Source organism: Arthrobacter sp. P1_A5, assembly GCF_056406825.1.
Window position 1 is genome coordinate 49,931 of the sequence record NZ_JBFTZL010000006.1, and the last position, 19,963, is coordinate 69,893.

General features: G+C 66.3%; 17 protein-coding genes and 2 pseudogenes. All 19 read right to left on the bottom strand.

Translation table 11 applies throughout. The features are described 5' to 3' along the window. Nucleotides 1-17: 17 nt before the first annotated feature. The gene (locus AC1D1S_RS02930) at nucleotides 18-1,223 is read right to left on the bottom strand and encodes an IS110 family RNA-guided transposase (protein WP_243178313.1); all 1,206 of its coding nucleotides are present in this window, start codon (nucleotides 1,221-1,223) and stop codon (nucleotides 18-20) included. A gap of 362 nt (nucleotides 1,224-1,585) precedes the next feature. Beyond that, entirely contained in the window at nucleotides 1,586-2,182 is a 597-nt protein-coding gene (locus AC1D1S_RS02935; RefSeq protein ID WP_243178312.1) for a recombinase family protein, read from the bottom strand. Nucleotides 2,183-2,382: 200 nt separating this feature from the next. Further along, nucleotides 2,383-2,706 carry a hypothetical protein gene (locus tag AC1D1S_RS02940; protein ID WP_243178311.1) on the bottom strand — a complete coding sequence of 108 codons (324 nt, stop codon included), beginning with the start codon at nucleotides 2,704-2,706 and terminating at the stop codon, nucleotides 2,383-2,385. Then, complete coding sequence (locus AC1D1S_RS02945; RefSeq protein WP_476993681.1) at nucleotides 2,703-5,951, bottom strand: RHS repeat-associated core domain-containing protein; 3,249 nt, start codon at nucleotides 5,949-5,951, stop codon at nucleotides 2,703-2,705. Before AC1D1S_RS02945 ends, AC1D1S_RS02940 begins: the two co-directional genes overlap by 4 nt. A gap of 38 nt (nucleotides 5,952-5,989) precedes the next feature. Then, nucleotides 5,990-7,072, bottom strand: a complete 1,083-nt coding sequence (locus AC1D1S_RS02950) for a hypothetical protein (RefSeq protein WP_476993682.1) — start codon at nucleotides 7,070-7,072, stop codon at nucleotides 5,990-5,992. Nucleotides 7,073-7,416: 344 nt separating this feature from the next. Then, nucleotides 7,417-8,160: pseudogene (locus AC1D1S_RS02955) on the bottom strand (transposase); the annotation flags it as partial. Between the two features lie 72 nt (nucleotides 8,161-8,232). Next, complete coding sequence (locus AC1D1S_RS02960; protein ID WP_476942692.1) at nucleotides 8,233-9,741, bottom strand: MDR family MFS transporter; 1,509 nt, start codon at nucleotides 9,739-9,741, stop codon at nucleotides 8,233-8,235. A 184-nt stretch (nucleotides 9,742-9,925) separates the two neighbouring features. Continuing rightward, nucleotides 9,926-10,828, bottom strand: coding sequence for a pantoate--beta-alanine ligase (gene panC / locus AC1D1S_RS02965; RefSeq protein WP_476993683.1), 903 nt, complete (start codon nucleotides 10,826-10,828; stop codon nucleotides 9,926-9,928). A gap of 1 nt (nucleotide 10,829) precedes the next feature. After that, entirely contained in the window at nucleotides 10,830-11,750 is a 921-nt protein-coding gene (locus AC1D1S_RS02970; protein ID WP_476942693.1) for a Rossmann-like and DUF2520 domain-containing protein, read from the bottom strand. Beyond that, nucleotides 11,743-13,341, bottom strand: coding sequence for a PH domain-containing protein (locus tag AC1D1S_RS02975; RefSeq protein ID WP_476993684.1), 1,599 nt, complete (start codon nucleotides 13,339-13,341; stop codon nucleotides 11,743-11,745). Before AC1D1S_RS02975 ends, AC1D1S_RS02970 begins: the two co-directional genes overlap by 8 nt. A gap of 18 nt (nucleotides 13,342-13,359) precedes the next feature. Beyond that, nucleotides 13,360-13,872, bottom strand: a complete 513-nt coding sequence (locus AC1D1S_RS02980) for a PH domain-containing protein (protein ID WP_243178305.1) — start codon at nucleotides 13,870-13,872, stop codon at nucleotides 13,360-13,362. Further along, on the bottom strand, nucleotides 13,853-14,377 hold the full coding sequence (locus AC1D1S_RS02985) for a DUF3180 domain-containing protein (protein WP_028276927.1): 525 nt from the start codon (nucleotides 14,375-14,377) through the stop codon (nucleotides 13,853-13,855). Before AC1D1S_RS02985 ends, AC1D1S_RS02980 begins: the two co-directional genes overlap by 20 nt. Beyond that, nucleotides 14,374-14,943 carry a 2-amino-4-hydroxy-6-hydroxymethyldihydropteridine diphosphokinase gene (gene folK / locus AC1D1S_RS02990; protein ID WP_243178304.1) on the bottom strand — a complete coding sequence of 190 codons (570 nt, stop codon included), beginning with the start codon at nucleotides 14,941-14,943 and terminating at the stop codon, nucleotides 14,374-14,376. Before folK ends, AC1D1S_RS02985 begins: the two co-directional genes overlap by 4 nt. Continuing rightward, nucleotides 14,940-15,299: a dihydroneopterin aldolase gene (folB, locus tag AC1D1S_RS02995; RefSeq protein WP_223914703.1), complete on the bottom strand. Its 360-nt coding sequence runs from the start codon at nucleotides 15,297-15,299 to the stop codon at nucleotides 14,940-14,942. Before folB ends, folK begins: the two co-directional genes overlap by 4 nt. A gap of 12 nt (nucleotides 15,300-15,311) precedes the next feature. Next, complete coding sequence (folP, locus tag AC1D1S_RS03000; protein WP_476993685.1) at nucleotides 15,312-16,253, bottom strand: dihydropteroate synthase; 942 nt, start codon at nucleotides 16,251-16,253, stop codon at nucleotides 15,312-15,314. Nucleotides 16,254-16,264: 11 nt separating this feature from the next. Further along, a complete protein-coding gene (folE, locus tag AC1D1S_RS03005; protein ID WP_230007204.1) occupies nucleotides 16,265-16,909 on the bottom strand; it encodes a GTP cyclohydrolase I FolE in 645 nt (214 codons plus the stop codon). A 9-nt stretch (nucleotides 16,910-16,918) separates the two neighbouring features. Further along, complete coding sequence (ftsH, locus tag AC1D1S_RS03010; protein WP_028276931.1) at nucleotides 16,919-18,985, bottom strand: ATP-dependent zinc metalloprotease FtsH; 2,067 nt, start codon at nucleotides 18,983-18,985, stop codon at nucleotides 16,919-16,921. A gap of 198 nt (nucleotides 18,986-19,183) precedes the next feature. After that, nucleotides 19,184-19,735: a hypoxanthine phosphoribosyltransferase gene (hpt, locus tag AC1D1S_RS03015; protein WP_018774939.1), complete on the bottom strand. Its 552-nt coding sequence runs from the start codon at nucleotides 19,733-19,735 to the stop codon at nucleotides 19,184-19,186. A gap of 50 nt (nucleotides 19,736-19,785) precedes the next feature. Next, nucleotides 19,786-19,963: pseudogene (locus tag AC1D1S_RS03020) on the bottom strand (hypoxanthine phosphoribosyltransferase); the annotation flags it as partial.

The window sequence follows — 19,963 nt, forward strand, 5'->3', positions numbered from 1 at the left end:
GGCCCGGTGTCGACTCGTCAGGCGGCCAGTGGTTGTGCCTCCGCCGGGACTGGCGTGTAGGTGGTGCCGTCGCGGAGCATGGCCCAGAGAACGTTCAGTCGGCGGCGGGCCAGGGAGAGCATGGCCTGGACGTGGGTTTTGCCTTCGCCGCGTTTGCGGTCGTAGTAGGCCCGGGAGGCCGGGCAGGATTTCAGCGCCGATAGCCCGGAGAGGTAGAAGACCCGCAGCAGCCGGCGGTCGTAGCGGCGGGGGCGGTGGTGGTTGCCCGTAATCCGGCCGGAGTCCCGGGGTGCGGGGGCGAGTCCGGCGACGCCGGCGAACCGGTCCGCGGTCTGAAAGACGGTGAGGTCCCCGCCGGTAGCGCCCAGGAACTCCGCGGCCAGGACGGGGCCGAAGCCGGGCACGCTGAGCAGGGTCCGGGTGTGCCGGTGTTCGGTGACCTTCACGCTGATCAGCGCATCGAGCTCTGCCAGTTCCTCGTTCAGGGTGATGATCTCCCGTGCGAGGGCGGCGACGATCAGCTCCCCCATGTGCTGGGCCGGGACGGTGGTGTGCTGGGATTTCGCAGCATCCACCGCGGCCTGGGCGACCGCGGCGGACGAACGGGTGCCGTGTTTCTTCAACCAGGCATGGAGCCTGGCCTGGCCGGTACGGCGAATCCCGTCCGGGGTCCGGTGTTTGGTCAGCAGCAGCAGCGCTGCCTTGGAGCGGCTGTAGTCAAAGGCCCGCTCCAAAGCGGGGAAGTATTCGAGCAGCTGGGCCTGCAGGCGGTTGATCGCGCGGACCCGGTCCGCGGATTTGTCCGCCCGGCGGGCGGTCAGGATCCTCAGCCCGGTGCTGATCTCATCCCCGGCCCGCAGCGGCTGCAGATCGCGGCGCATCCTGGCCTGGTCCGCGATCACGGCGGCGTCTTTGGCGTCCGTTTTGCCCTCGCCGCGGTAGAGCTTGGAGGCGTGGTGGACGATCCGGCCCGGGATATAGAGGATGCTCTGGCCATGGGCGACGAGCAGGGCGATCAGCAACGCCGGGCCGCCGTGGTTCAGATCCGTCGCCCAGATGACCTCGTCCCCGTCCCCGAGCTTCAGAACGGCGGCGATGAGCTCGAGCAGGGCCGGTTCGTCGTTGGGGATTTTCTGCGAGAACAGACGGTTTCCGTCGGCGTCGATCACGACGCAGTGATGATGGGCTTTGCCGGCATCGATGCCGGCCCACAATTTCGCCAAAACAGCCTCCAGTCTGTCGGATGGGTGGAACCCGGCAGATAACCGCGCCGTCGTGTCCTTATCCGGCGATCATGTCGCGTCTCTCAATCACCGGTCGGGTCATCGCGGGGTGGCGGGCGGCCAATCCTACGGAGCCGTCACGACGTGAATCGTCCGGCCACAGCAACAAAGCAATACCCGCCTCCCCTGGGTAGCCACGACCCTACAACGGCCACGGAACCACCCGACAACACCATAAGGACAGCAGCAATAAACAGAAAAAGGCTTCTACAGCCCGAGCGAAGCGAGGTCCGTGCAGTAGACCTGGTCGCTGGCTAAGGAGGTCGGAAACCGGAGTCTTCATGCAGCGCGTGGTTTTCGGGCTAGATTGTGGTGCTCTCGCTCGCGGCACCGGCTTGCTGGTGGCGGTAGAGCGTTGCGCGGCTCCAGCCAACGAGACGGGCGGCGTCCTCGGCGGTGCGGCCTTTGGCGCGAGCGTCCTGGGCGATCGCGAGTTTGTCGGCAATGACTGCGGGGTCGGAAAGCAGCCGCCCGAAACGTGTGCCGCTTTGCCGAGCGGCAGCGATGCCGGCATTGACCCGCTCGACGATGAGCTCGCGCTCATACTCGGCAAGGGTTGCGAGCATGTTCAGCATCAGCCGTCCGGTCGAGGTTGCCGGGTCGATGCCATCGGAGATGGACCGGACCTGGACACCGCGGCCGCGCAGCAAGGCCACAGTGTTGAGCACGTCTATCAATGATCGGCCCAGCCGGTCCACCCGCCACACAACGACCGTGTCACCCTCGACGGCGTACTCCAGGAGCCTCTTCATTCCGGGGCGCTCGGTCGCCGTCTTGCTTCCGGAGGTCACGTCGGCAAAGACATCACGTTCCTGCACACCAGCTGCAACAATTGCGTCCAGCTGGAGCTGGGCGTCCTGGCTGGAAGTACTGACCCGGGTGTAACCCAGTTGCCTCATGAAGCAATTCTGACTCGAAAAGTCGCCGACGCGCCCGCAGCGAGACGATTTACGGCGAGACGCCTTTACGAGACGCCGAGTACGCGGCTATTCCGTCTGCTCGCGCGACGGCCGTTGCCCCTCCCGAGGCCCGGGGACTGTGTCTTGAAAAGCTGTACGTTTACGAGACAATAGCTGGAATCATGAAGTGCTACCCGAACTCAGGCATCTTCCACGATGTCGTTGACTCTTCCCTCTCCTACAAATCGTCCGTCGTACCAGATTTGGAAAGCAACACCTTTGGAGGCATACAACCTTGATAAATCTGACCAGAAGATGAGCTTTCCTTCCGGCATCGAGTCGGGTCGAACATTCTCGCCGGCCAAATCAAGGATGGCACCGAATTGAACTGGCTCTTCCTCAGCCTCAGTCAGGGGAGGGAAGATCATGATCAAGGACGGCGTTGGGCTTGTCATTTCCGCCGCTAGACCACCGCTTTCTGCCGCGTAGAAGCAGAACTGTGCCGAGACTGTATGTGGGCTCATGGGCCGATCGGTCCTATGCAGATGACGTTGCAAATGGATGGAATATCTGCTGTGCGAACGAACCAGGCGGGGCCTTCGCTTGCGGCGTGAACAGGTTCAGCCCGGTCAATGACCGATCGAGGCGCTTGTCCGTGCGTGAGCGTTTGTTGTCCCTGGCCTATTTTTATGTACCCCTGTCCCAAGTTTTCGGCTTGCCCCTGGGTCGGGAAGAAGTATTTGCCCATTCCTCCGGGCTGGACTCGGTAGGTACCTGACCTTGCAATTTGGGCTGCCTCATCTGACCCTACTACGCGCCAGACATCGACTAATTCATCTCCGGCTCTTGCCACCCTGGACATGGCCTTCGCTCCGGAAGCCGCGCCCTTGATGAGTCTCCCTCCTGGGACTACGGCTGCGGTTGAAAGGAGTACGTCGGCGACTGCGTCGCCGCAGGATCCCTTGCCGCTGTTACAGGTGTTGTACGCCTGGATGGCTTTGGTTCCGGCGTGTATTGGACTGGCGGCGAGGGCTATGCCGCCAGCCATGGCGGCTATCGGTGCACCAACGCCGGTTACGGCTGCTGCGATGGCTATAACTCCGGCGACATCGGACACGATTCCACTGACTTGTTGGATGTTGCCGAGGGCCTCATTCCATGAGAAGAGGCCGGTGATGTCGATGTATCGAAGGGGGTTGGAAGATCCGTACGTATAGGTGCCGGAGGTGGTGGTGGCTGCGGCGGGGTCTGTAGTGAGGAAGATGCCGGCGTTTGGGTTGTATTGGCGGGCGCGGAGGTGTGTAAGGCCAGTGGGGTCTCGGTATTGGCCGAGCCAGCCCAGGGGCGGGGCGTTGGGGTTGTTCGGGCCGGTGACCCGGGGCCGGCCGTAGGGTTCCCAGGCCCCTACTGAGGTGACGGTCCCTGTGGCGTCGGTGAGAGCGCGGATGGATCCGAGCCGGTCAGTGTGGAAGTAGGCAGCCGTCCCGGCGGCGTCGTGGGCGGTGAGGGGCTGGTCGCCGTTGGTGTAGTGGCGGATAAGGGCGCCGTTGGTGTCCAGTTCGTTGGTCAGCTGGTAGAAGGGGTCCCATTCGAAGCTGGTTTTCGCGGTCCCAAGGGTGGCGCTGAGGCGGCGGCCGTCACCGTCGTACTGGTAGGTGGTGGTGCCTGCCGGGGTGGTGGCCGTGGCGGTGCGGCCACCAGTGGTGTAGGTGAAGGATGTGCCGCCGGCGGTGAGGGCCTGACCCTTCGGATCGTAGGTGTAGGTTGTGGTGCCGCCGGGGGCGGTGGTTTGGGTGCGCTGGCCTTTGGTGTTGTAAGTGTGGGTTGTGGTTGCTCCGTTGCGGACTTCGGTGAGGACGTTGCCGGCGTGGTCGTAGGTCCATTCCAGGACTTCGCTGCTGGCGGCGCAGGCGGTGGTGTAACAGGCCTTTGTAAGCCGGTCCCGGGAGTCGTAGCTGAACGTGTCGGTTGTACCGTCCGGGCGAGTGATGGTCAGGGGGTTGCCCGCGGTGTCGTAGGCGTACGTCTCGTCCAGGAGTATCGCGACGGTGGTGGCGTCGGTGATTCGGGTGAGCCGCCCGAGGTTGTCGTAGGTGCGGGTGGCTGTTGAGCCGTCGGCCCGCGCGATCGTGAGGGTATTGCCGTCCAGGTCGTGGGTGTAGTCCGCAACGACGCTGGTGCCGTTCTTGACTTGCGTGACCCGGCCGTCCGCATCGTATGTGTAGCCGGTGACTGCCCCATCGGGACTCGTAAGGCCGGTCAGCCGGGACCCGGCGTCGTAGGCGAGAGTGAAGGTCCGCCCGCCTCGAGTGACTGCGGTGAGCCGGTCCAGAGAATCGTAGGTGTAGGAGGTGGTGCCGTTGGGATCCGCCATGGAGACGCGGTTGCCGTTCGCATCGTAGGTATAGGTGACGTCGCTGTCCGTGCCCGGTAGATCGGCCCGTGTCAGCCTGCCTGCCGGGTCATACGTGTACGAGGTGACCGCGTTCTGCGGGTCCGTCACGGTCGCAATCTGGTTCCGCCTGGTGTAGGTGAGGGTATAGGTTCCCAGCGGGTTGGTCACCGTAGTGGCCCGGTTGGCAGCGTCGTATTGGAATGCCGTTGTCCGGCCCATTGAATCAGTCAGGGCTGTGATGTTGCCGTTGGAGTCGTAGGCCGTAGTGGTAGCCGGGACACTCACGTCCGGCCCCTGCACGCTGGTGACGTGCCCGGCCGCGTCGTACTGGTAGGTGGTGGAACGGCCGGAGGTGTCCGTGGCCTTGATGATCTGGCCATCCATGTCGTAATCAAGTGTCCCGAACTGCCCGGCCGGGTTGGTCGCCTTCACCATTCGGCCAAGGGCGTCGTACTCGTACCGCCAGGTGTACTGGGCCGGGTCCGCGCCGGCGGCGTTCCCTCGGGGGGAGACCATGCTGGCGACCCGTCCGGCGTTGTCGTAGCCCATGGACGTCACGGAGCCCAGCGGGGATGTGGTCTTGATGGGGTCCCCGTCGGAGCTGTATTCGAAGGTGCTGGTGTTGCCGTTCGGGTCCGTTGCGGAGGTGATGTTACCCATCGGGTCATAGGCCATCGAGCTGGTCTGGGTCCCGCCGGCGGGATTGGGACGGGCCAGTTGGGTGAGGTTGTTGGCCGCGTCGTAGCCGCGGGTGCTGCTGTTCCCACGGGCGTTGACCGTGGTCGTGGGCATGTGCTGGGTGTTGTACTCTGACCGGACTATCGGTGTGGTGCCCTGGAAGGACTTCACGTCGCCACCGGTGGTGTAGGACAACCCGTTGCGGATGCCGTCCGGCCCATACGTGGCGATCAGCCGCAGCTGGCTATCGTACTCGTACTCCGTGGCGTTCCCGACCGGGTCAATCCGGCGCTGCAGCACATTACCGAGGTAGACGTCCTTCCAGAGCCCGCCGCGGGAATCCGTCATGGTCGCCGTCGAGGCCGCCGGGTCCCAGGTGAAGACGTTGCGGTTGCCGAGCCCGTCCCACTGCTCAGCCACCCGCCCGGTGCTGTTGTCATACACGGTCTTGACGATCGTGCGCCCCGAAGGTGCCTTGATCTCCGAGAGACGTTGCCCGGCGTCGTAGGTGTAGGTGGTGGTCCCGGCCAGGGCGTTCGTGGCCCCGGTCAGCAGCCCGCCGGTGTAGCTATAGGTCACGGACTGCCCCGCCGAAGTCAGGGCGCCGGTGATGCGGCCCGCTGTGGTGTCCCAGGTGAATGAGATCGATCTGCCGCCGTCGCTGACCTGGGTCAGTCTTCCGCCTCCGTCATACATGTAGGCGGGTCCGCGACCCGAACCGTCAGTAAGTGCTGTCAGCCGCCCCGCGGCATCGAAGGAATCGGCGGTGCTGCCGTGAGTGCTGGCGTGACCTTCGTAAAGTAGCCCGCTATGGACGGATTGCCCTGCTGATAGCAGGCGCTTCCGTTCACCAAGGCATACGTCACATCCGGGATGTACGTGGTTTGGAAGCTAAAGCAACCAGTCGGCGGGTCATCCACACCATGGCCCCACCAGTTATAGGCGAGGTCCTGTGCGTCCTGGTTCGACGGCTCATTCGACACCCCACCAATCAAGGCGTTCCCCCGCATGTCCAACTGCTGCCGGGTTGGGCCCGGCGAGCTGTTCGCGAGGACCGCTTTGGACACGTAGTTGTCGTAGAACTTCACGTTATTCGATCCGAGGAACGCTGCGGCGTAGCCCGAAATTGTGCCCTCAAAGACATTATCCGTGATCGCCCCGGTGGGAGCGCCAATGCCACAGTTGCTCTCAGAGAACCTGTTATTGGCGACCCGAACCTCTCCGGCCCCGAACTCGACTGAAACGCCCGCATACTGAGAATGGCGAACATCGCTGTTCGTCAATGACAAGACAGCACCCGCAGCTACCCGTAGTTCTGCATAGGGCCCGCAGAGGCCCCCCGACCCGTAGCCACCATACTGGACGACAGCGCGGTCCATCACCGACTGGGACCTCGCAGAATCGCTGAAATAAATGTGATACCAATCCCCCCGCTGGGGTGACGATGCAGCGCCGTCCCCATTGGTATCACCACCAACAGAGTCATCACGGTATGAAGCAAAGATCACCGGGGCAGCTGAAGATCCACGCACGGTCAGCTGCCCGTCGACGATGATCTGACCATTACTGCTGGAAGTGTTCCCGATCTTCACGATGACGCCGGGCTCCATGGTCAAACGCACCCCGGCGTTGATTCTCAGCGTGCCCTGAACCCAATACGGCGATGCCGCCGCCGTCCACACTGCGTCCGCGCTAATTGTCTGGTTGGTGATCACCGTACCGGCAGCATGCGCAGACGGTAGAGGGCCAGCAATGCCCAGAAGACCGACAGGCCCCACCGCCAGGACCAGCAGTACGCTAAGCCACAGCCTCAGCACAGGGACAGGGTGAAAAGGGCAGACCGAACCAGACTCCGAGCAGTAGACATCCCCCAAGAACTTTCTACGAAAATGATCCGCGGCAATTCCCAGTTGCCGAAAGCCCGAACCCCCAACGAGTGATGCGCCGACCTTAGACCTCCCTGTCGTTTACCTGCAAGGATCTTGATCAAAACCTTAGACAAACCTGCGGAAAGGCCCACCACGTTTCTGAGGACCATGCATAACTTTCAGGCAGGCGCGCCCGGTCCTCTCAAAGCAAAGCCTGAAAGTTCGGAGGGTCCGGTCCCCAAAGGCCGACCATTCCAACAACGTGGAATGGGGGGTTCCGCAGCGGCGTAAAGGGCGTTGAGTTGGCGGTAGAGGGTTCTGGCGATGTAGCGCTTAAGGGATCTGCGGATTTCGCGGTAGCTGCGGCCTTCTTGGGTGCGTTTGGCGACGTACTCCCGCGTTCCGGATTCATGGGTCATCCGGGTCATGGTGATGGTGTGCAAGGCCCGGTTGAGCCGCCTGTCACCGCCCCGGTTAAGCCGGTGCCTGACAGTGTTACCGCTCGAGGCCGGCAAGGGATTCACCCCTGCCAGCGAGGCGAAAGCAGCTTCGCTGCGAACCCTTCCTGGATGCGACCACGCTGTCAGGACAGTAGCGACCGTGACAGCCCCGGCGCCTACCATCTCCAACAGCGGCGCAGCGGGGCTTTGCTGGATCAGCTCTGTCATGCGTTTCTGGTTCGCAGCCAGCTGGGTGGTCACTTCGAGAATGCGGCGTGCCAACCGAACTGCTTCCTCGCGGGCGATCGAAAGTTCGACCGGTTCCTGTCGGTCCCGCCATCTGGTGATAGTGGCGATCTGGGCGGGAACCAGCGGTTTGCGGGCGTCGATCCCGAGATCATGGGCCCGGAGCAAGGCCAGGAGTGCGTTGGCATTCATTGTTCGGTCCCGGGTCAACTGATCCCGCGCTGCGCTCAGGATCCTAAGCGCAGCGCGGGTTCCTTCATCCCGTCGCGGAGCTCGGAGCTGGGACTCCTCCAGCCCCAGGACAGCGGTTCCGATGGCGGCGGCGTCCAGCGGGTCGGATTTGCCGATTCCCCGGCGCATCAACACTGCCAGCTAGTCCCAGACCAACCACTGCAAGACTCACAGTTGTTTTTTTAATTGCAGCTAGTGGGCGGCCGGGTGTCCCGCGCCTTCGGTTTTGCGCATCATGGTGGACAGTACGACGGCGGCGACGGCTATGACGGCCGCCGTMAGGAATGCGGCATGCATGCCGGCGACCATGCCCGAGGCAACGGCCACGAAGGCGTAGATCGAGACCAGGAGCGCCGTGCCGGCGGCGCCGGCCACCTGCTGCAGCGTGCTCATGATGGCCGAGCCGTGGGAGTACAGGTGCGGCGGCAGCGGGTTCAGCCCCGTCGTGAAGGCGGGGGTGAACAGCAGCGCCAGGCCCAGGCTGAGTGCCACGTGCAGGGCGATGATCCACCCCAGCGGCGACGTGGCGTCCAGCATGGAGAACTGCCAGAGGGACAGCACCATCATGATCGAGCCTGTCACTGTCAGCGGCAGGGGCCCGATCCTGTCGAATACGCGGCCGATGAAGGGCCCCAGCAGGCCCATGGCGAGGCCGCCGGGCAGCAGGACCAGGCCGGTCTCGAGGGAGGTCAGGCCGCGGATTTCCTGCAGGTACAACGGCAGCAGGATCACCGCGCCGAACAGCGCGATCATGGCCACGACGAGCAGCAGCACGGAAACGGTGAACATCCGGAACGTGAAGGCGCGCAGGTCCAGCAGGGGGCCGCCGGTCTTCTGGAGCTTCAACTGGCGCAGGACGAAAGCTGCCATGGCCAGCACACCAACGGCCAGTGCCACCACGGCGGGGGTGCGGGAGCCTGCCTGGCCGCCGCCGATCTGGCTCAGGCCGTACACCAGGCCGCCGAAGGCTGGGACCGTGAGCACCACGGAGAGGACATCGAGCCGGGTTTTCTCGGTCTCACCGATGTTGGTCAGATACCTGGCCCCGATGGCGAGCGCGGCGAGGGCGATCGGCAGCACGAAGACGAACATAAACCGCCAGGAAAAATGCTGGAGGATCAGGCCGGAAACTGTCGGGCCCAGTGCCGGCGCAACCGAAATGGCGATGCTGACGTTGCCCATAACTGCGCCGCGGCGCTCCAGCGGCACGAGCGTGAGGATGGTGGTCATCAGGAGCGGGAGCATGATGGCGGTGCCGCCGGCCTGGACGATGCGGGCCAGCAGCAGGACTTCGAAGCCCGGCGCGAGGGCGGCCAGCAGGGTGCCGCCGGAAAAGAGTCCCATGGCCAGCATGAACACGGCACGGGTGGTCAGCCGCTGCAGGATGAACCCGGTGGTGGGGATCACGACGGCCATGGTGAGCATGAAACCCGTGGACAGCCACTGCACGGTAGGCGCATCGATGTTCAGGTCCACCATCAGCCGCTGCAGGGCCACGTTCATGATGGTCTCGTTGAGGATCACGACGAAGGTGGCCACCAGCAGCGTGGCGATGATGGCCACGGACTCCCGGGGCATCTTTGCCGGCGCGGTGGGCGCGGTGGATGCCGCGGGCGCGGCCGGCGTGGCCGATCCGGGGATGGCGGGCGCAGCGCCCGGTGCGGGATCGCCAGAGGCGTTGGAAGTGACGTCTGTTGACATGGGAATTCCCTCAGGGAGTTTAGTGTGGGTCCGGCGAGCGTCGGCGCTGCTGCAGGTTCCAACAGTCTAGGGCCCGGGGGCATTCCCGTCACCGCGAAAACAACGCGGGTTCGGATAAGCCGATGACGGGCGGCGGCATGGGCCGTATCTGACCCCGCGTTGCTTATTGGTGGTGGGGTTGGGGCTAGGAGTTCAGGGGCGCGTTGTCGATGAGGCGGACAGGGCCGACCTTGGCAGCGATGATCGCCAGCCCCTCGCCGCGGAACGGGGTGTCCCGGCAGTTCTCCGCGAGGGGCTCGAGGGTGCGCGGATCCACCACCTCGAAATAGTCCAGCTCCACGAGCGGCTGGGACCGGACGAGGGCCTGCGCGGATTCGATGTCCAGCGGCTCATGGGCATTGGCGCGCTCCTCGATGAGCCGCAGCGCGCGGGAGAGCACCAGGGCCRCCTCGCGCTGGTCTTCGGAGAGGAATCGGTTGCGGCTGGACAGCGCCAGGCCGTCGGCCGAGCGCACAATGGGCACCGGCACGATCTCCACGGGAAAATTCAGGTCAGCCACCATGCGCTGGACCAGGGCCAGCTGCTGCGCGTCCTTCTGGCCGAAATAGGCGCGGTACGCGGGCTGGCCGCCCCCGGGCAGGCCGGCCCCAGGAATGCCGTAGTGGAGCAGTTTCGCGACGACGGTCAGCGCGCCGTCGAAGTGCCCCGGCCGCGACGCGCCTTCCCATTTTTCGCCCAGGGGTCCGGCAGTGATCCGCACAAGGGGTGCCCCGCCGGGGTAGACCTCCTCAACACCCGGCGCGAACGCCAGGTCTACCCCTTCGGCGTCGAGCAGCGCGAGGTCGGCGTCGAGGGTCCTGGGGTAGCGTTCGAGGTCCGCCGCCTCGCCAAACTGCAGCGGGTTGACGAAGATGGTGGCCGCCACGACGTCGTTCTGGGCGACGGCCGTCCGGGCCAGCTGGGCATGTCCCTCGTGCAGGGCGCCCATGGTGGGCACGAGGCCCTGGGACGTGCCGCCCTTCTGTGCCAGCAGCCGGGCGCTTGCGGCGCGGAGCTGGGCAGCAGTGGTGACGAGTTGGATTGCCATGTCAGGGTCCTTCCGGGGCGGGCGTCCCGTTCTGGCCGGGGCCGCCGAGCGCCTGTTCGATGCCTTCGAGTTGTTCCGGCTTCAGGAGCCCGCGGCTTCCTGCCCGGCGGGCTGTCGCCCGGGCCATGGCCAGGTACGCCTCAAGAATATCGCCGGCCGCGCCGCCGTCGTACTCGCGGAGGGCGCCGGCGTGCGCGGCCACCGTGCCGGTGTCGCCGCGGGCCACGGGCCCGGTCAGGGCCGTTTCACCGGAGGCGAGGGCGTTCTCGAGGGTGGCGCGCAGCAGCGGGCCCAGCATCCGGTCCGGGGCGTCGACGCCGACGTCGCGGAGCAGCTGCGAGGCCTGCGCCACGAGCGTGACCAGGTGGTTGGAGCCGTGCGCGAGGGCAGCGTGGTACAGGACGCGGTCGGCCTCGGCGATCGCGACGGGCTCGGCGCCCATTTCGACGACGAGTGCCTGGGCGATCGGCAGCATCGCTGCGTCGGCCGTGACGCCGAAGGTGCAGTCCAGGAGCCTGGTGAGGTCCAGGCTCATGCCCGTGAACGTCATGGCCGGGTGCAGCGCGAGCGGCACGGCACCGGCGGCGCGGACCGGRTGCAGGATCCCGACGCCGAAGCGCCCGGAGGTGTGCGCCACGAGCTGGCCGGGCTGCCAGGCGCCGAGTTTGGCCAGTCCGTTCACCAGCGGGCCCAGGGCATCGTCCGGGACGGCAAGCAGGACCAGTTCGGCCCGCTCCACGATGTCCTGCACGTCCAGGATCGGGACGCCGGGCAGGAGCGTTTCGACGCGTTCTTTGCTGGCGTCCGAAACGGCGGACGCCCCGATGACGGCGTGCTCGGCTCCGCGCAGCGCCGCCCCCAGGACGGCGCCGACCTTCCCTGCGCCAATGATTCCAACGCCGAGGCGTCCTGGTTTAGCCATGATGCGGGCCTTCCTGGGGGTCTTCGGCGGGTGGTGCGGCCGGCTGGGCCGCCGGCTCCAGCCAGTGTTCGCTCTTCTGGTGCTTGCGCGCGGCGCGGGCACGGGCCGACTGGGCATCGAACAGGGCCCGGGCCTCGTCGAGCCCGGCCTGGATGAGCCGCGGGGCCACCGGACCGGCCGTGGTGTGCAGGACCAGGTCCGCCACCCGGAACCGCCGGGCGAGCGGGCCCTGCTGGAGCGCCATGGACTGGGTGCGCTGGTGCGGCACCACCACGAAGTTCCGCCACCAGCGGCCCGATCTCAGGAGCAGGGCGGTCTCCGTTGCCGCGAAGCCGTTGCGCCGCCAGCCCAGCGGCGCCAGGAACCGGGCCCGGCGCGGGCTGGTGACGAAGCCGCCGTCGGGGTCCTTCCCCGCTGCGCTGTCCGGGGTCCCGGCAGGGTCCGCGAGGCCGGTGATCCCCGCGGTGAACAGCCCCACCGGGTCCGGGGTCCCGGGATCCGGGAGCACCAGGGAGAGGATTTCCATGACGTCGCCGAGGTATCCCACCGGAAGCAGCGTGGTCCGGGCCGATCCTTCGCCGGCGCTGCCGGCCAGGCCGTAGCCGGCCACGTTGACCTGGATCCGGTACCAGCCGAATATCCGCCACAGCGGCGGCTGGCTGACCTTCAGCGCCTGGATCCGGCCCGGCGGAACGGTCTGCGCCTGCGTGTCCAGCAGGCCGTAGCGCAGCCGGACGCCGTCCGGGGAAATGGCGGCCGTGAAGTTGTAGCCCTTGTTGAACGAGGACCAGTAGGAGGCGATGAGCCCGATCGCGGCAGGGATCAGGAAGACCGTGAAGTTCCGGTTTTCCATGACGGCGGAGAGCATCACCGAGGCAATGCCGCCAGCCAGGATCACGACACTTTGTTCGCTCAGGAGCAGCGAGCCCACCAGGCGCGGCGGCGGCACGGTGAGCACGGCCTGTTCCGGGGCTTCCACGGCGGCGGCCTCCAGCTCTCCGGACTCCGGGTCTCCCGGTTCCCGCGCCGGCGTCCCGCCCGCGGCACCGGAGGCGCGGGCCAGGATTGTCGCGCGGAGCTGCCGGGCCTCGTCCGCGCGCAGGTACGCCAGGCGCACCGCGGACTGGCCGGCGTCGGCGACTTCGAACCGCAATTCAGCCAGTCCGAAGATCCGTGCAAGCAGGKGTTGCACGACGTCGATCGCCTGCACCCGGTCCAGCCTGGCCTGCCGCTGCTGCTTGAACAGGAACCCGGTGTTGACGCGCACGTAGCCGCCGGCCACCTGGTAGCGGGTGAAGTACCAGCTCAGGACGTAGCCGAGAACGGTCAGCAGAATCAGGGCGCCGCCGCCGAGCAGCAGCCAGGGCGCCCGTCCGGCCAGCCGCTCGTCAAAGAGCGGGCCGCCCTGCAGGAACCGTTCGAAACTGTCGCGTCCAAAAAAGAACAGCAGCGCAGCCAGCGCCACCCAGCCGCGGACAAAGGGCGAGGCGGGGTGCACGCGCAGCCAGCCGGCGTCGGCAGTTCCTTCGATACCGGATCCGACGGCGGTTGCGTCGGCGGCGGGTCCGGCATCCTCCGGTGTCAGCGCCATCCCGTCACGGCCTTCCCGTCACAGCCCGGCCAGCCGGGCTTCGCCGCGGGCGGACAGTTGTTCGCGGAGCCGGGCGCCTTCGCTCGCGGGCAGCCCGGGAATCTCGGCGCTGGTCGCGGCGGCCGCGGTGTGCAGCTTCAGTGTGCACAGGCCCAGCTGGCGTTCGACCGGGCCCACCGCGATGTCGACGTACTGCATCCGCCCGTAAGGAACCACGAGGGTGCGCTGGAAGAAAATGCCGCGCCGGATCAGGAGGTCATCCTCACGCTCGGCGTAGCCGATCGAGCGCACCTGCCGGGGAATCAGCGCGAGCCGCCACAGGGCCAGCAGCAGCGCGACCGCGGGGAGGGCGACGGCCAGCCAGACCGGCAGCCAGGTCCACACGCCGGTCAGCACCAGGATGAGGGGAAGCGACAGCAGGGCCACCGCGACCAGGGTTCCCAGCGCCCACCCCGCGAGGCGCACCGTGACGTACTTCGGGGAGACCCGGAGCCAGTCGATGCCCGGAGGATCAATCGCTTCGGTAGGCATATTCGCCTTCCGCCGACGGCTTGCTGCGTTTTCCCTGCACGCCTGGCCGGGAATCGGCGTCGCCGTCCTCGGGGGGAATCCGGCAGAACCGCTCGACGACGAGCCCGACAATCACCATGATCAGGCCGCCGCCAGCCATGGCCAGGGCCTGCCAGGTGATCTCCTGGTTGCTGCGCAGGTTCCACAGCCTCAGTTGCTCCACCACGATTCCCGCGTGCCAGCCCAGCAGGACCGAGCCGGTGTAGGCGCAGGCCTGCGCGAGGACCAGGGTCCAGGCAGCCAGGATGGGGTTGAGGATTTTCTTCTTCTTGCCGTTGCGCCACCGGAGCACGCGGATGCCCAGCACCAGCGTGAGGGCCACGATCACGCCCATGGTCACCAGGCCCGTCAGCGGCAGCACCGGGGTGGCCAGGCCGTAGCGGCCGGAGAGCATGGTGGCGAACCAGCCGGCCACGGCCAGGACCACGCAAATGGCCAGCAGGAGCAGGGGGCTGGTCAGCTTCACGGCCGCTCCGCCGCACCGGGCACGCCGGTGATCTCCGTGGCAGTGACATCCGCTGCGGCGGGGTTCTGGAAGCCGTCAAAGGTGGCAAGGTCGGCGAAATCGGCGGCTTTCGCCGCGAGATCGCCCACGCGTTCGCCGTTGAGCTCCGCCGCGGGATCGATCAGCGACCACGGATAGAGCACGAACGCCCGTTCCGCGGCCCGGGGGTGGGGCAGGGTGAGCTCGGGATCGGAGCTCACCACATCCCCGTACGTGATGATGTCCACGTCCAGGGTCCGAGGCCCCCACCGGACCTCGCGCACCCGCAAATGCTTCTGCTCCACGTCGTGGCAGTGCTCGAGCAGTCCGAGCGGCGGCAGCGACGTCTCGACGGCAATCACCATGTTCAGGAAGTCGGGCTGGTCCGGCGGACCTCCCACGGCCTTGGTCTGGACGATCGGCGAGATGGCCAGCAGGCGCACCTCCGGCGGGTCGACGAGGTCTGCAACGGCGGCGGACAGGGTGTCGCTGCGCTCCCCCAGGTTGCTGCCGAGCGCGATCACGGCACGGGTGTAGAGCGGGCTCACGTCCGCCTCCGGTGCACGCTGACGGCGACGTCGCCAAAGTCGACTTCGATCGGGGCCTTGGGCTTGTGCACGGTGATGTCCACAGCGGCGACGGCGAATTTCTGCAGGACGTCCTCGGCAATCCGCACCGCGAGGGCCTCGATCAGGTTCAGCGGCTCACCGGTGATCCAGTCCCGGATGCAGTTGGCCACCTCGCCGTAATGCGCGGTGTCCAGGACGTCGTCGGAAGCGGCCGCTTTGCTGAAGTCCAGGTGCAGCACCGCGTCGACAACGAAGGGCTGCCCGTCGCGGCGCTCGAAATCGAACACACCGTGATGGCCGACGGCGGTGACGCCGCTCAGCGTGATCTGATCCATGGTGCCGGCCGGTCAGTTGGTGCCGGCGTTGGCGGAACCGGCCGGCGCCGGGGGAACCATGCGGGCGGCGACCTTGACGGCGTCCAGGCTCGCGCCGACGTCGTGCACGCGCACAGCCCAGGCGCCGCGGAAGGCGCTGATGGCGGTCATGGCGGCGGTGGCGGCGTCGCGTTCAACCGGCTGGGCGGCCTTGCCGGCCACGGTCAGGAGGCTGCCGAGGAAGCGTTTGCGTGAGCCGGCGACGAGGACCTTGTGGCCCATGGCCTGCAGGACATCCAGGTGCTGCAGGAGCTCCCAGTTCTGGCCCTCGTTCTTGGCGAAGCCCAGTCCCGGGTCCACAATGATCTGTTCCGGCGCGACCCCGGCGGCGTACAGCTTGTCGCGGACGCCGGCGAGCTCCGTCACGACTTCCCCGGCGACGTCACGGTAGTCCGTCAGGGAGTTCATGGTGCTGGCGTCGCCGCGGCGGTGCGTGAGGATGTAGGGGACCTTGGTGCGGGCGGCGAGTTCGGCCATTTCCGGTTCCATGGTCAGGCCTGAGACGTCGTTGATGATCGCGGCGCCGGCCTTCAGGGCCGCGGCAGCCGTCGCGGCGTGGGTGGTGTCGATGCTGACCAGGGCGCCGGCCTTGACCAGGGCCTCGATGACCGGCAGGACGCGGCGCTGTTCCTCGTCAGCGCCGACTGCCGTGGCACCCGGGCGGGTGGATTCGCCACCGACGTCAATGATGTCCGCCCCGGCGTAGAACATCCGCAGCCCGGCCGCGATCGCCGTGTCCGCCGTCGCGTGGGCTCCGCCGTCGCTGAAGGAATCAGGGGTGACGTTGAGGATTCCCATCACCAGTGTCCGGTCCGTGGGCAGGTCCTGGAACTTCGCCGCCGGGCGCGGTTTGCGCAGGATGGGCAGGGGCGAAGTGGCGGGGCCGGTGCCCGGGGCTGCAGCTAGGGAGTCCATGGTCTGTGTTCTTACCTTCCGAGTATGAGGCTCATGGCTTCGGCACGGGTGGCCGGGTCATGGAGTTGCCCGCGCACTGCGCTGGTGACGGTCTTGGCGCCGGGCTTGCGGATTCCCCGCATGGACATGCACAGGTGTTCACATTCGACGACGACGATCGCGCCACGCGGATTGAGGTGCGTAACGAGGGCCTCGACGATCTGGGTGGTCAGGCGTTCCTGGACCTGCGGGCGCTTGGCGAACATGTCCACCACGCGCGCCAGCTTGCTCAGGCCCGTGACCTTGCCGTCGTGGGACGGGATATAGCCCACATGCGCCACCCCGTGGAACGGCACCAGGTGGTGCTCGCAGGTGGAATAGAACGGAATGTCCTTGACCAGCACGAGTTCCTCGTGCTCGAGGTCGAAGGTGGTGGCCAGGATCTCGGCGGGGTCGTGGTGCAGGCCTGCGAACATTTCCACGTAGGCCTTGGCCACCCGCTTCGGGGTGTCAATGAGGCCGCCGCGGTCCGGGTCCTCACCGATCGCCAGCAGGATTTCCCGTACTGCCGCTTCGATCCTGGGGCGGTCCACTTTGGACTTTGAATGCGGGGCTCCCCCGTCCCCCGCCGAAGCAGCGGCGGGGGCGGGAACGTCGTCGTCGAAGTTAGAAGTCACAGAAGAAGCCTAGCCGGGATGACCATCAGTCCCGATATCTGTTGCACCGCCCTGGAAGGACTCCTGCCCGCCGACGCCCTGGGCATGCGGGGGCTGGGCATCCAAGGGCTCTTCGAGCCGGGCGTGGGTGGCTTCCTCCTGGGCTTCACGCTCCGCCTTTTCGCGGCGTGACTCCACCGGGCCGGCGGTCTGGAGCGTGCGGGTCTCCTTGGAGAGCCAGACGTCGCGGAAGTCGCGCTTGCGGATGTGGGTGAATATTTGCGCGATTTCGGCCTGGTTCAGTGTTTCGCGTTCGAGCAGTTCCAGCGCCAGCTCGTCCAGGACATCCCGGTTCTCGGTCAGGATGGCGTAGGCCTCATCATGGGCGCCGTCGATCAGGCGGCGCACTTCCTCGTCGACGATGTAGGCGATCTGGTCCGAGTAGTTGCGCTCGTGGCCGGCGTCGCGGCCCAGGAACGGCTCGCCGCCGCCCTGGCCGAGGCGCACCGATCCGACCCGTTCGCTCATGCCGAACTCGGTGACCATCTTCCGGGCGATCCCGGTGGCCTTCTCGATGTCATTGGATGCACCCGTGGACGGATCGTGGAAGACGAGTTCCTCGGCGACGCGGCCGCCCATGGCGTAGGCCATCTGGTCGAGCAGCTCGTTGCGGGTGATGGAGTACTTGTCGTTTTCCGGGACCACCATGGTGTAGCCGAGGGCACGGCCGCGGGGCAGGATGGTGATCTTGGTGACCGGGGCGGAGTTCCGCAGGGCAGCCGCGACGAGGGCGTGGCCGCCTTCGTGGTACGCGGTGACTTTGCGTTCGTGTTCCTTCATGACCCGGCTGCGCTTCTGCGGGCCGGCCATGACGCGGTCAATCGCCTCGTCCAGGGCGCGGTCATCGATCAGGTTGGCGTTGGACCGGGCCGTCAGCAGGGCGGCCTCGTTCAGAACGTTGGCCAGGTCCGCGCCCGTGTAGCCGGGTGTCTTCTTGGCAACAGCCTTGAGGTCGACGCCGGCAGCCATCGGCTTGCCCTTGGCGTGCACCTGCAGGATCTGGTCGCGGCCGATCAAATCGGGGGCCTCAACCCCGATCTGCCGGTCAAAGCGGCCCGGACGCAGCAGGGCGGGGTCCAGGACGTCGGGGCGGTTCGTGGCGGCAATCAGGATGACGTTGGTCTTGACGTCGAAGCCGTCCATTTCCACCAGCAGCTGGTTCAGGGTCTGCTCGCGCTCGTCGTTGCCGCCGCCGATTCCGGCGCCGCGGTGCCGGCCGACGGCGTCGATCTCATCGACGAAGATGATCGCCGGCGCGTTGGACTTGGCCTGCTCGAAGAGGTCGCGGACRCGGGAGGCACCCACGCCGACGAACATTTCCACGAAGTCGGAGCCTGAGATGGAGAAGAAGGGTACGCCGGCCTCGCCGGCAACCGCGCGGGCCAGGAGGGTTTTGCCGGTGCCCGGGGGGCCGTAGAGCAGCACGCCCTTGGGGATTTTGGCGCCAACGGCCTGGAACTTGGCCGGTTCCTGCAGGAATTCCTTGATCTCCTCGAGTTCCTCGACGGCCTCATCGGCGCCGGCGACATCGCTGAAGGTCACCTGGGGCATGTCCTTGTTGACGAGCTTGGCCTTGGACTTGCCGAACTGCATCACCTTGGAGCCGCCGCCCTGCATCCGGGAGAGCAGGAACCAGAACAGGACGCCGAGCAACAGCACGGGCACCAGCAGGGAGAAGAGCCCGGAGAACCAGTTGTTTTCGATCGGCTGGTCGGTGAAGCCGCCGGACGGTTTGGAGTCCGTGACGGCCTTGACGACGTCCTGGGCGCGGGCGTTGACGAAGTAGAACTGGACGTTCTTGCCCTTGTCCTGCCCGTCGACCTGAAGGTTGTCCTTCAGGACCAGGTCCACCCGGTTCTCGGCGTCAAAAATCTTGGCCTGTTCAACCTTGCCGCCGGCTGTCAGCAGCTCAAGGCCCTTGTCGGTGTCGATCCGGCTGGCGCCGCCCGGCGCAAGCGTGGCAAATGCCAGCAGCAGCATGGCCACCACGACGACAATCCAGATGCCGGGGCCCTTGAAGAAACTCTTAGCTTTCATCTGTTCGGGGCTGGCCCCGTCCCTCCTGGTAGTGCTGCACGGCGACCGGTCTGCGCGCGTGTGGTGCTGCGTCAGCTTCTAGCTATACACCGTCGCACTACCTCACGCACGGCAAAGGGCAAAAGTTCCCTGTGGGCGTAGCGGGGCCGGGCCTCCGGCCGCCCGGGGCCCGGGCGGGGTTGCCTTCGCGTGAACGATTTACTCGTAGACGTGCGGGGCCAGGGTGCCGACGAAGTCCAGGTTGCGGTACTTCTCGGCGTAGTCCAGGCCATAGCCCACCACGAACTCGTTGGGGATGTCATAGCCGACGTACTTGACGTCGATCTTGACCTTGGCGGCAGTCGGCTTACGGAAGGCGGTGCAGATTTCCACTGACGCCGTGCCGCGCGATTCCAGGTTCGTCTTGAGCCAGGACAGCGTGAGGCCGGAATCGATGATGTCCTCGACGATCAGGACGTCTTTGCCCATGAGGTCGGTGTCGAGGTCCTTCAGGATGCGGACCACGCCTGAGGACTGCGTGCCCGAGCCGTACGAGGACACGGCCATCCAGTCCATGGAGACGTGGGTGTGCAGCGCACGGGCCAGGTCTGCCATGACCATGACGGCGCCCTTAAGCACGCCGACGATCAGGAGGTCGCGGCCCTCGTAGTCCTTGTCGATCTGCGCCGCGAGTTCGGTGATCCGTTGCTGGATCTGTTCCTTGGTGTAGAGAACGTGTTTGAGGTCTGCCTGGACGTCGTTTGAATCCACCAATGGCTCCTGTGTAGATGCGGGGTGCGACTAATTTCGGGGCGGCTGTTGAGGCCGGAATCGATCAGGACGTCTTTGCCCATGAGGTCGTTGCCCATGAGGTCGGTGTCGAGGTCCTTCAGGATGCGGACCACGCCTGAGGACTGCGTGCCCGAGCCGTACGAGGACACGGCCATCCAGTCCATGGAGACGTGGGTGTGCAGCGCACGGGCCAGGTCTGCCATGACC